This is a genomic window from Microbacterium sp. Be9, assembly GCF_011754135.1.
Taxonomy (GTDB): Bacteria; Actinomycetota; Actinomycetes; order Actinomycetales; family Microbacteriaceae; genus Microbacterium; species Microbacterium maritypicum_A.
The window spans coordinates 1,018,165-1,030,551 of record NZ_WNWT01000004.1 but is presented as its reverse complement, the minus strand read 5'-3'; the positions used below and the strand labels follow the sequence as shown (position 1 = coordinate 1,030,551).

Sequence of the window (12,387 nt, the reverse complement as noted above, 5' to 3'; positions counted from 1 at the left end):
CCCTGAGGACCGCCCGTCTCCTCACCTGTTTCCTTGCTGCCTCCGCCCTGGTCCTCGGCACCGTGGCCCCCGCCACTGCTGCCACGGCGTCGGTCTCCTTGAGTGCTCCGAGTACGTCTCGAACGATGGTCGACCCCGCCGCGAGCGGGATCGTCAAGACGACGCTGGCCGGCTTCACGCCTGGCAACCTCATCAGCGATGCCGTGTTCACGGACAAGACCACGATGACCGAGGCTCAGATCCAGGCATTCTTCAACAGCAAGGTGTCACGGTGTCAGGGGGGAAGGGACGAGAACAACGAGCCGATCGTGTGCATCAAGGACTTCACGATGAACACCGTCACTCGTCCGGCCGACGCTTACTGCAGCGGGTACTCGGGGGCGGCGAACGAATCGGCGGCTCGCATCATCTATCGCGTCGCGCAGGCCTGCAACATCAACCCGCAGGTGCTTATCGTGATGCTCCAGAAGGAACAGGGGCTCGTCACTCACATCTGGCCCAGCGCATGGCGCTACCGGATCGCACTCGGGCAGGGATGTCCTGACACCGCGCCCTGCGACCCGAACTACATCGGGTTCTTCCATCAGATCTACGGCGCAGCACGTCAGATGCAGATCTACATGGAGGGCAAGTGGTTCCAGTGGTATGCCCCGGGCAGGACCTGGAACATCCTCTACAACCCCAACGCCAACTGCGGGAGTTCACCGGTGTACGTCGCCAACAAGGCGACGTCGGCTCTCTACTACTACACGCCGTATCAGCCCAACGCCGCTGCGCTCAACGCCGGATACGGTCTGGGAGACGGGTGCTCCGCGTACGGAAACCGCAACTTCTACAACTACTTCACCGACTGGTTCGGATCCACCCAGGTCTCGTCGGGCCTCGCCACGGCGACGGCAGCGATTCAGGGTGAGTACCTGGCGCAAGGCGGTGCTGCCGGGCCCGGAGCCCCGGTCTCCGACGTCACTCGTCTGCAGCAGAACGGCGGGGGCTACGGGCGTGCGTTCTCCATTGCCTCGATCTACTGGACGGGATCCTTCGGAGCGAAGACGGTGTGGTCCGGTCCGCTCCGGGAGTACTACTTCGCGCGGCAAGGCGCCGACGGGCCCCTGGGGTGGCCCGTGCTGAACCAGCAACCGCTCACACAGGGCATCGGGCAGCTCTTCTCCGGAGGATCCGTGTATTCGGGCTCCAAAGGTACGTTCGTCGTCGCGGAACCGTTGCGCTCAGGCTATTTCGCACAGAACGGTGCGAACGGTGAACTGGGGATGCCTACTGCCGATCAGGTGTGTGCGGGTGGGGTGTGTTCTCAGACCTTCGAGGGTGGGATGGTGTCGTCTTCTGGGGCGGGTGCGTTCGGTGTGTCGGGCCCGGTCTATGCGGCGTATGCCGCTGCAGGCGGGATCTCCGGTTCGTGGGGGGTGCCGGTTTCTGCGGTGGCCGCTCTGCCGGGAGGGACCGGTCAGGCGTTCGGGAGTGGTTCCGCGTATGCGGTGACGAATGGGACGGCGTTCTTCGTGTCGGGTCCCATCCGTGATCAGTACTTCACGCTTGGTGGGGCCACGGGTCGGCTCGGTTTCCCCGTGGGGGCGCAGACGTGCACGTCCACGTTGTGCTCGCAGGAGTTCCAGTACGGGTGGATCAGTTGGTCGGCGGCTGCCGGAGCGCGGGTGGGTGCGCCTGCGATCGATGCCGTGGCGACGGCTCAGGCCGCGACGCTGGGGGCGAGGATTCCTTCGTCGTTCGTCTATTACTCGTTCAACGGCGGGGGGATGGCCGAGGGATTCGCGAATGGCGCCGTCTTCTTCAAGCGCACCCTGGGTGCGTTCGCGGTCACCGGAAAGGTTCGCGATGCGTACTTCGCCGCGGGAGGTGCCTCGGGTTCGTACGGATGGCCTACCAGCGCACAGGTGTGTGCGGGTGGGGTGTGTTCTCAGACCTTCGAGGGTGGGACGATCCGCTTCTGAGGGGGCGTGAGGCCTTGGGCACCGGTCCGTTCATCGGCCGGCGCCCAAGGAGTCCTCAACCAGCGTTCAAGTAGGCGTTCAGCGTCTCGCGGAACGGAGCCGGCTCGAATCCGGATTCCACGATCTTATCTAGCGCGAGCACACTGTTCGCCGGGCGCGGGGCGACCGGCGTCGAGGCAGAAGCGAAGTACTCGGAGGTCGAGACACCGCTCACGCGCTCGGGCGCATTCCCGGTCAGAGCGAAGACTTCGGCAGCGATCTCCGCCCAAGTTGCGGGTTCGCCCGTACCGGACAGGTTGTAGGTGCCGTAGGCGGCGTCGGTGTGAAGAAGGTGCACGATCGCCGCAGAGATGTCGCTCGTGAACGTCAGCCGTCCCGTTTGATCGTCGACCACTTGCGGATCGATGCCGCGCTCCGCAAGCGACACCATGGTGCGGACGAAGTTCTTGCCTTCGCCGATCACCCATGACGTGCGGACGATGTAGTGCCTCGGCACAGTGCTGACGATCGCGTCGCCCGCAGCTTTGGTCTGGCCATAAACTCCGAGCGGGCGGAAACAGTCGTCTTCGGTGTAGGCATCTTCCTTTGTGCCGTCGAAGACATAGTCGCTCGAGACGTGCACGAGGGTGATGCGGTTCTCCGTTGCCACTTGAGCCAGCGCAGCGACTCCGGCGACGTTTGCCGCCCACGCGGCGGCGCGGCCTTCCGGTGTCTCCGCGAGGTCGACCGCGGTGAACGCGGCGGCGTTGATGATCGTCTCGTAGTCACGCCAGCGCCGTGCGGAGGCGAAGCCGGGGTCAGTGAGATCCAACTCGCTGCGTCCGGCGTACTCGTACTGCGCCGAATCGCCGAGGAGTCTGCGCAGAGCGACACCGAGCTGACCGTTGGCCCCGATCACCAGGGTCTTCTTTGCCGGAATCGGGGCGATGTCCGCGAGGCGCGGATGTGCGAGGTCCTTGGCCGAGATCTCGACCTCGGACAGCGGGATGGGCCACTGGACGGACGCGGTCTCGTCAGCCAGATTCAGGAACGAGTACTCCGCATCCGCCGACCAGTGGTCGTTGACGAGATAGACATAGGCGGTGTCCGGCTCGAGTGTCTGATACGAGTTCCCGACTCCACGCGGGACGAAGATCGCGCGTGACGGATCGATCTCAGCGGTGAACACCGCGCCGAAAGTCGGGCCCTCGCGGAGGTCGACCCACGCGCCGAAGATGCGCCCGGTCGCCACCGATACCCACTTGTCCCACGGCTCCGCGTGGATGCCACGTGTGGTCCCGACCTCGTCGTTAAAGGAGATGTTGTTCTGCACAGGACCGAAGTCCGGAAGACCTGCGGCGATCATCTTCTCGCGCTGCCAGTTCTCCTTGAACCAGCCACGGGAGTCCCCGTGAACGGGAAGGTCGGCGATCAGGAGTCCGGGGATGCCCGTCTCCGACACTGTCAGCGACTTTCCGAACTCCGTCATCACTGTCCCTTGGATGCGTAGAACGTCTCGGTCGCGTCTTTGGAGGGAGCCCACCACGCCTCGTTGTCGCGGTACCACGCGATCGTCGAGGCGAGACCGGATTCGAAGTCCCCGTATGTGGGCGTCCAACCGAGCTCGTTCCGGAGCTTGGTCGAGTCGATCGCGTACCGCAGGTCGTGGCCCGCGCGATCCGTGACGTGATCGTACGCGTCCGCAGGCTGACCCATCTCGGTGAGGATGAGTTCCACGACCGACTTGTTGTCCTTCTCGCCATCGGCGCCGATCAGGTAGGTCTCGCCGATCTCGCCCTTGTCGAGGATCGTGAGAACGGCTGACGAATGATCGTCGGCGTGGATCCAGTCGCGCACATTCTGTCCGGCGCCGTAGAGCTTCGGACGGATACCGCGCAGCACATTCGTTATCTGACGCGGGATGAACTTCTCGACGTGCTGGTACGGACCGTAGTTGTTCGAGCAGTTCGAGATCGTGGCGCGCACACCGAAGGAGCGCACCCAGGCGCGGACGAGGAGATCGCTGCCTGCCTTGGTGGAGGAGTACGGAGAGGAGGGGTTGTAGGGGGTCTGTTCGGTGAACCTCTCGGGATCGTCGAGCTCGAGATCACCGTAGACCTCGTCTGTCGAGATGTGGTGGAAGCGGCGGTCATGACGGCGCGCTGCCTCGAGAAGGGTGTAGGTGCCGATGATGTTGGTGTCGAGGAACGGACGCGGATCGTGCAAGGAGTTGTCGTTGTGCGACTCCGCCGCGTAATGCACGACGGCGTCCACCTCGGAGAAGAGGTCGTCGACAAGCTCGGGGTCCGCGATATCGCCTTCCACGAACCGGAGACGATTCGCCGGGAGGCCCTCCAGCGAGGCCCGATTGCCCGCGTAGGTGAGCTTGTCGAGCACGGTGACATGGGCATCGGTCTTCTCGATGACGTGGTGCACGAAGTTGGAACCGATGAAGCCGGCGCCGCCGGTGACGAGCAGTCTCTGCATGACGACCAGCGTACCGGGTAGGGTCTGCCCGATTCGGGGCGTTTGTTCAGGCGAGCGCGATCAGGGAGACTAGTGATCATGCGTGGCATCATTCTCGCCGGCGGCACAGGCTCCCGGTTGCACCCGATCACCCTCGGCGTCTCCAAGCAGCTGGTCCCGGTGTACGACAAGCCGATGATCTACTACCCGCTGTCGACGCTGATCCTCGCCGGCATCCGCGACATCCTGATGATCACGACGCCCCACGACGCAGAGTCCTTCCAGCGTCTGCTCGGGGACGGGTCGAAGTTCGGTGTCTCCATCACGTACAAGACCCAGCCGTCCCCGGATGGCCTTGCGCAGGCATTCATCTTGGGGGAGGAGCACATCGGCGACGACTCGGTGGCCCTCGTCCTTGGTGACAACATCTTCTACGGCCAGGGCATGGGCACGCAGCTTCGTCAGTACACAGAACTCGACGGTGGCGTCGTCTTCGGCTATTGGGTCGACGACGCCGCGGCATACGGGGTGGTGGAGTTCGACCGCGAAGGCAAGGTGGTCTCCCTCGAGGAGAAGCCCGCCCACCCGAAGAGCAACTACGCCGTTCCCGGGCTCTACTTCTACGACAACGACGTGATCGAGATCGCGAAGGCTCTCAAGCCCTCACCTCGTGGAGAGCTCGAGATCACCGACATCAATCGCGAGTACCTCGACAGGGGAAAGCTCAAAGTGCAGCTGCTCACCCGTGGCACCGCTTGGCTCGACACGGGGACATTCGATTCACTCGCCGAAGCGACGGACTTCATCCGCACGGTGGAGAAGCGCCAGGGACTCTCGATCGGTTGCCCGGAAGAGGTCGCGTGGCGGATGGGGTTCCTCACGGATGACGAGCTGCGAGAGCGCGCGGAGCCGTTGCGCAAGAGCGGGTACGGCGAGTACCTCCTCAAGGCGCTCGCACAGGGACGCTGACTAGGCTCGTCCGAGTTCAGTGACATTCCGCGCTTGGCGCGGGCATGAGTTGTGCCCTCCCACCGAGGGTCTGGAGGGATCAGATGACGACGCCGGGGCAGAAATCAGCGACATTTCCTGATGGCGGGAAGCGGCTGGTCATCTACGTCGTCTACGACCGTCGTGGGACGGTCGAGGAGTTCGTCCGGTTCGCGTTGGAAGGCATGCGAGACGACGCCGCGCACATTCTCGCGGTGGTGAACGGGCCTCTGGACGATGCCGGTCGAGCCACGCTCGAGAGCGTGACCGACGACATTCTGGTGCGCACCAACACCGGTTTCGATATCTGGGCGCACAAGGAGGGACTGGCGCATATCGGCGATCGAATCGCCGAGTTCGACGAGGTGCTGCTGACGAACGACACCTGGTTCGGCCCGGTTCGTCCGTACGGTCCGGTCTTCGAGCGGATGAATGCTCGTGAGGTGCATTTCTGGGGCATGACCGATCACGAGTGGGAGCCGCTCAACAAGTTCACGAACGAGGGTGAGCTTCCGTATCACCTCCAGTCCTTCTGGATCGCCGTCCGCAAGGAGATGTTCTTGTCTCCCGACTGGCAGGAGTACTGGCGGGATCTGCCGGAGATGCCGTCCTACTTCGATGCGGTGCTCAAGCACGAGACACAGTTCACGAAGCATTTCCAAGAGCGCGGCTACTCTGCTTCGGTCGCTTTCGCGTCGCACGACTATCCGACCGAGCACCCCTCGCTGTTCAACGCCGATCTTCTTCTTGCCGACGGCTGCCCTCTGGTCAAGCGTCGTCCCTTCTTCCACTATCCCCCCTTCCTCGACCGGCATGCCGTCATCGGACGGCGGACGGCTGCGGCGATCGCCGGATACGGCTATCCGATCGAGTTGATGTGGAGCAACCTCGCGAAGAACGTGCAGCCGAAGACGCTGAACACCGATGCGGGAATGCTCGAAGTGCTCGACGAGAGCGCTCATGCCCCGGCACCGAGCAGACGCATCGCGGTCCTTGCTCACTGCGCGGATCCGCGGACGATCGACCATATTCTCAATCGGCTCGAGCAGATCCCCGTCGATTTCGATCTGGTGGTGACGACACTCGACGACGACAGCGCGACCCGTATCCGGACGGCGATCGATGATCGGCGACTCACGAAGGCGACCGGCTTCGACATCCGTGTCGTGCCGTCGAAGCACGGACGCGACATGAGCGCGTTCTTCATCGGATGTCGGGACATCCTCGTGTCCGACCGGTACGACCTCGTCGTCAAGATCCACTCCCGCGCCCCGCGGAAGCGCGGGGCGAACATCGCACGGTACTTCCGCCGCTACCAGCTCGAGAACCTCATCTCGAGTCCCGGGCAGTTCTCGAACCTTCTCGCCCTGTTCGAGCGTGAACCAGGACTCGGAGCGGTCTTCCCGCCGATGATGCATATCGGATACGCCCTCGCCGGGCGAGGATGGTCGCAGTACCGGGAGCCCGCGCTCGAGATCAGCGAGCGTCTCGGCATCAACGTGCCGTTCGACGGCGCCTCGCCCCTGGCCCCGATGGGCGGCATGTGGGTTGGACGTCCGAAGGCTCTCCGCCTGCTGCTGGATGACCAGCTCCGTTATGAAGACTATGTCGCCGCGAAGCGTGGCGGGGCCGACCTCGCCCGCGTGCAAGAGCGTCTTCTGCCGCTTGCACTGGGCGAGATCGGCTACCACTGCCGCACGGTGCTCAATCAGGAGCACGCGGGGATTGCCTACGCGAATCTTGCGTACAAGCTCGATCAGCTCTCGATCACGCCCCCGGGCTACCCTCTGGAGCAGATCCAGTGGCTGCATCGCGCAGGATGGGCCGGCGCCGGCGGAATCGTCGCGATGACCCGCATGTATATGCGTTTGAACCATCCGACGACTTCCGCGCGTCTCGCGCCGGTCATGCGCCCGTTCGTCGCCGTGGCCCGCATCGGGATGCATACGCTCCGCAAGGTGCTCCGACGAGGACGTCCGATCGAGGGAGAGCTGCTGTGATTGTCAACGATCAGCCATCGGGACTCACGTCGGAGAGCAGACGCGCGGTCATCTACGTCGTGTTCGACCGCCGCGGCGCGGTCGAGGACTATGTGCTGTATGCGCTGGAGCAGATGCGCGCAGACGCGGACCACATCCTCGCGGTCGTCAACGGCGCCCTGAGTCCGGAGGGACGCGAGCGTCTCGAGGCAGTGACGGACGACATCCTCGTGCGTCCGAACGAGGGGTTCGACATCTGGGGCCACAAGGCAGGTATCGATCACCTGGGCGACGGCATCGAGAAATTCGACGAGGTCGTGCTCACCAACGACACCTGGTTCGGTCCGGTGCGACCGTACGGGCCGGTGCTGGACAGGATGGCGTCGCAGGATCTGGACTTCTGGGGCATGACGGACAACGTCCGAATGAAGAATCCTGCGACAGGTGAGGGGCGGGTGCCTGACCACCTGCAATCGTTCTGGATCGCGGTGCGCAAGCGCATGTTCATGTCCGGCATCTGGCGCGACTACTGGCGCGATCTGCCGGCTATGGATGATTACTATGCGGCTGTCCTCAGTCACGAAGTGACGTTCACACAGCGGTTCCATGACGCGGGTTTCGTCTCTGCAGCGGCTTTTTCCGCCGAGAACTATCCGACGGATCATCCCGCGCTCTTCAACGCCGATCTGCTCATCGCCGACGGATGCCCGCTCGTCAAGCGTCGTCCGTTCTTCCACTGGCCGCCGTACCTGGACCGTCACGGCGTGATCGGCAGGTGGATCGCCGAGGACATGGCATCGCACGGATATCCCGTCGAGTACATGTTCTCGAACCTCGCCCGCAATGTGCCGCCGAAGGATCTCAACGTCGATCTCGGGTTGAACGATGTTCTGGGCGACATCGACCACGGGTTCGACCCCTTGCGCGCCCCGCGGGTCGTCGCCATCCTCCACATCTTCTACGTCGACATGACGGACGAGATGCTGGACCGCGTCGACATGCTCCCCACCACCTACGACCTCGTCATCACGACCCAGGATGAGAGGCGTGCTGCGGACATTCGTGAGATCGTCGATGCGCGGCCGCGTGACGGTCGCGCGGTCGACGTGCGCGTGGTCGCGTCGAACGATGGTCGTGATCAGAGCGCGTTCCTCGTGGGCTGCAAGGATGTGCTCCTCGACGGCGGCTACGATCTCGTCGTCAAGCTTCACTCGAAGAAGACCCCCCAGGATGGTTTCAACGTCGGGCGCGCCTTCAAGGAGCAGCAGTTCACGAATCTGCTCGCAAGTCCGGGATATGCCGCGAACGTGCTCGCCCTGTTCCAGCGCGAGCCGGGACTCGGGATCGTCTATCCGCCCATGGTGCACATCGGCTACCCGACCATGGGGCGCGCCTGGTGGGCGAACAAGCCGGGATTCGAGAAGCTTGCTGCCCAGATGGGGATCATGGTGCCTCTCGACGACATCTCACCGCTTGCGCCGTACGGTTCGATGTTCATCGCGCGACCGGAGGCGCTTCGTCTCCTGGTAGAGCAGCCGTGGGAGTACTCGGACTTCGGAGGTGCTGAGGCATACCAGGACGGCGGCCTCGCCCACGTCCTGGAGCGGGTACCGAGCTATGCGGCCGCGGAGCTCGGGTTCCACACGCGCACGATCACGAACGCCGAGTACTTCGCCGTGAGCTACACGACGCTCGACTTCAACTTCGACGAGATGTCCTCGACCGTTCCCGGACGCACCTACGAGCAGATCACCTTCCTGCGCGGTATCGGACATGTGGGGGAGGGGAAGCTGCGCGATTTCGCGCGGATGTACATGCGTCGCAACCACCCTGGCGCCGGAGCCCGAATCCGTGCCGCGCGCGAGCGTATCGTCGGCGGCATCCGCCGGCGCCTCCCCGGGCATCGGTGAGGCGCGCCGCGCCGAGGCACAGGTTCTGCTGAGGATAGGCTCAGGGACGACCCGAACACCCGAAAAGGAAACCCCCGTGGACAGATTCACTCGGCTCGCCGCCGAGCCGTTCACCACGATCGACGCGCGCGGACTCCGCGACGGTGGTCGTGGCGGCAAGGTCGGCGAACTGTACCGACGGCGCGAACTTCTGATACTGCTCATCCGTCGCGACCTCCAAGCACGCTATCGCGACAGCTTCCTCGGGTTCCTGTGGACCGTGATCCGCCCGCTGGTACAGTTCCTGGTCTATTTCATCGTGCTCGGACAGATCCTCGGCGCTTCACGGGGGATCGACAACTTCGCGATCTACCTTTTCGCCGGTTTCACTCTCTACACGTTCTTCGCCGACGTGATCTTCGGCTCGACGGGGTCGATCATCTCCAACGCCGGACTCGTGAAGAAGATCTATCTCCCGCGTGAGATCTTCCCGCTGGGAAGCATCGGTGCGGCCAGCTTCATGTTCCTGGTGCAGCTGGGTGTGCTGCTGGTCGCGGCGCTGCTCCTCAACGGACTCCCAGAGCCGGTGCACATGCTGTGGTTCTTCCCGTCGCTCGGGATGGTGCTGCTGTGGGGAATTGCGACCGGGCTGCTGCTGTCCGCCCTCAACGTCTACCTTCGGGATATCCAGTACCTCACCGAGGTCGTCATGATGCTCGCGATGTGGGCCTCGCCGATCGTCTACTCGTGGACCATGGTCAAGACGGTGGTGGCGCAGTACGACCTTCCCGCGTGGCTTCTCGAGGTGTACCTCGCGAACCCGCTCACCGTGGGGGTATTCGGATTTCACCGGGCGTTCTGGGGCTCCGGCACCGTCGCCGACTACCCCCCGAACCTCGGGCTGAGGATGGCGATCATGAGTGTCATCGGGCTCGTGTTCCTCTGGATCTCGCATCGCGTCTTCACGCGCATGCAGGGCAATTTCGCGCAGGAGCTGTAGGCCATGATCGATAACACCGACCTCTCATCCCGCCCGGACATCATCCGTCTCAAGGGCGTGAGCAAGAAGTTCCGCGTGCGCAAGGACAACAACCTCAAGGACCGCATCGTCCACTTCGGAAGGCACGGCAAAGCCTTCCGAGAGGAGTTCACCGCTGTCGACGAGATCTCGCTCGACATCAAGGCGGGCACGACCGTCGGGCTGCTGGGCCAGAACGGCTCGGGAAAGAGCACGTTGCTGAAGCTCATCGGCGGTATCGTGGCGCCGACGACCGGTACCGTGGAGGCTCGGGGGCGCATGGCCGCGCTTCTGGAGCTGGGCGCAGGGTTCCACCCCGATCTCTCCGGCAGGGAGAACGTCTATCTCAATGCCGCGATCCTCGGGCTCAGTCGCGCTCAGATCGACGAACGGTTCGACGACATCCTCGAGTTCAGTGGAATCGGCGAGTTCATCGAAACCGCCGTGAAGTTCTACTCGTCCGGAATGTATGTGCGACTGGCTTTCGCTGTTGCGGTGCACACCGATCCGGACGTGCTTCTCGTCGACGAGGTTCTCGCCGTCGGCGATGAGGCTTTCCAGCGCAAGTGCATGGACCGCATCCACCAGTTCCGTGAGGAGGGCCGGACGATCATCCTCGTGAGCCACTCCGCGCAGCAGGTTCAGGAGCTCTGCGACCGCGGCATCCTGCTCCATCACGGGAAGCTGGTGTTCGACGGGGACATCAATCGCGCGGTGGACGGACTGCGTGACGTGCTCGCCGACCGCGAGGTGGGCGAGGCGCCTCCGGAGGAGACCATCCATCCGATCCAGGTGAAGCGCATCGAGCTGGTGGACGACGATGGCGCAACCATCAAGGAGCTCCAGACGGGCGATCCGTTCACGGTCCGTGTGCATGTCGATACGCTGCGGCCGATCGAGCGATGGGAGATCGGCTTCAGCATGGACACCCCGCTCGGGCAGATGGTGATGGCCTCGAACACCGAGGTGCTCGGCGTGGTGCTCGATCCGATCGCAGGCAAGACCGTCGTGGATCTCCGCATCGCCCAGGCCGGATTCGGTCCGGGGGACTACTTCGTGAATGCGAACGCCGCCGGCGTGAGCGAACCGAGCAGCCACGGCCTCATGCGCGGCGCCACGTTGCGGGTGCGGACCGACGACACCACGATGGGTACCGTGGCGGCGAAGATCACCGTGGACTCCTCGGTGGGACGATGACGCCACCGCCGAAGGTCGCCGCTGTTGTCCTGGCCTACCGTCCGTCATCGAGCATCCGCGACAACCTTGCGAAGCTCGCCGCCCAGGCAGACCACATCTACCTGGTGAACAACTCGCCGGACGACGAAGGCACTGAGAAGCTCCTCGCCCCGTTACGCGACGGTGACGCCCTGACCGTCCTGGACCAGACGAAGAATGTCGGCGTCGCCGCAGGATTCAACGCGGGGATGAGGCAGGCTCTCGGCGCAGGATTCGACTATGTGTGGGTCTTCGACCAGGACAGCACTGTGGCAGACGGGATGCTTGAGGCGCTCATCGGTGCCTTCTCGCCTGCCGGCCGTCCCGTCGCCATCGCCGGGCCGGCGCTGCGTGCCGAGGAGACCGGCCACTTGTACGACGGCGAGAACCGGGTGGGTGTCGAGGAGCAGGTGGCAGTGATCTCCTCGGGTGCGCTCTTCTCCCGGGCGGCGCTGGAGAAGATCGGGCTTCACGATGAACGCCTCTTCATCGACTACGTCGATCACGACATTTCGCTCCGAGCACGCCGAGCGGGTTACCGCGTGGTCAAGGTGTACGACACGGTACTCGACCATCGGTTCGGCGACTCGGTGCCGTCTACTTTCCTCGGCAGACGGATCTACCTCTCGAACTACTCGCCCATGCGTCAGTACTACATGACGCGTAACCGCATGATCATGATCCGACGGTACGGCTTCGGCCGTTGGTTCTGGGACGACGCTGCATACGCGACGAAGGCCTGGATCAAGATGCTGCTCTGCGAGCGCGAACGGGGCCCGAAGATTCGCGCTGGCATACGCGGGTTCATCGACGGAGCGCGGTTTCGTCAGGTGAGATCAACCGTCGGCTGAGTGCGTGCCTTGGGCGGGCCGGCCTGCGAACGGGGG

9 protein-coding genes are annotated in these 12,387 nt (G+C 63.9%); 7 read left to right on the top strand and 2 right to left on the bottom strand.

Annotation, left to right across the window (positions count from 1 at the left end; translation table 11 throughout):
• Window positions 1-125 precede the first annotated feature (125 nt).
• Entirely contained in the window at window positions 126-1,967 is a 1,842-nt protein-coding gene (locus tag GLO27_RS09145; RefSeq protein ID WP_208323583.1) for a hypothetical protein, read from the top strand.
• Window positions 1,968-2,022: 55 nt separating this feature from the next.
• Here GLO27_RS09145 and GLO27_RS09140 read toward each other — a convergent pair whose 3' ends face one another.
• The gene (locus tag GLO27_RS09140; RefSeq protein ID WP_021199797.1) at window positions 2,023-3,435 is read right to left on the bottom strand and encodes a bifunctional dTDP-4-dehydrorhamnose 3,5-epimerase family protein/NAD(P)-dependent oxidoreductase; all 1,413 of its coding nucleotides are present in this window, start codon (window positions 3,433-3,435) and stop codon (window positions 2,023-2,025) included.
• The gene (gene rfbB / locus GLO27_RS09135) at window positions 3,435-4,433 is read right to left on the bottom strand and encodes a dTDP-glucose 4,6-dehydratase (RefSeq protein WP_021199798.1); all 999 of its coding nucleotides are present in this window, start codon (window positions 4,431-4,433) and stop codon (window positions 3,435-3,437) included. The genes GLO27_RS09140 and rfbB overlap by 1 nt, the downstream gene beginning before the upstream one ends.
• A 78-nt stretch (window positions 4,434-4,511) precedes the next feature.
• Here rfbB and rfbA point away from each other — a divergent pair, with 78 nt between their 5' ends.
• The 6 genes from rfbA (at window position 4,512) to GLO27_RS09110 (ending at window position 12,351) form a co-directional block, all read left to right on the top strand.
• Window positions 4,512-5,381, top strand: coding sequence for a glucose-1-phosphate thymidylyltransferase RfbA (gene rfbA / locus GLO27_RS09130; RefSeq protein ID WP_031207335.1), 870 nt, complete (start codon window positions 4,512-4,514; stop codon window positions 5,379-5,381).
• Between the two features lie 83 nt (window positions 5,382-5,464).
• The gene (locus tag GLO27_RS09125; RefSeq protein WP_021199800.1) at window positions 5,465-7,399 is read left to right on the top strand and encodes a rhamnan synthesis F family protein; all 1,935 of its coding nucleotides are present in this window, start codon (window positions 5,465-5,467) and stop codon (window positions 7,397-7,399) included.
• A complete protein-coding gene (locus GLO27_RS19770) occupies window positions 7,396-9,288 on the top strand; it encodes a rhamnan synthesis F family protein (RefSeq protein ID WP_292776396.1) in 1,893 nt (630 codons plus the stop codon). Before GLO27_RS09125 ends, GLO27_RS19770 begins: the two co-directional genes overlap by 4 nt.
• Window positions 9,289-9,364: 76 nt before the next feature.
• A complete protein-coding gene (locus GLO27_RS09120; protein ID WP_021199802.1) occupies window positions 9,365-10,267 on the top strand; it encodes an ABC transporter permease in 903 nt (300 codons plus the stop codon).
• A 3-nt stretch (window positions 10,268-10,270) separates the two neighbouring features.
• Window positions 10,271-11,482 (top strand): ABC transporter ATP-binding protein, encoded by a 1,212-nt coding sequence (locus tag GLO27_RS09115; RefSeq protein WP_021199803.1) that lies wholly within the window; start codon window positions 10,271-10,273, stop codon window positions 11,480-11,482.
• Entirely contained in the window at window positions 11,479-12,351 is an 873-nt protein-coding gene (locus GLO27_RS09110) for a glycosyltransferase family 2 protein (RefSeq protein WP_167254482.1), read from the top strand. Before GLO27_RS09115 ends, GLO27_RS09110 begins: the two co-directional genes overlap by 4 nt.
• Window positions 12,352-12,387 lie beyond the last annotated feature (36 nt).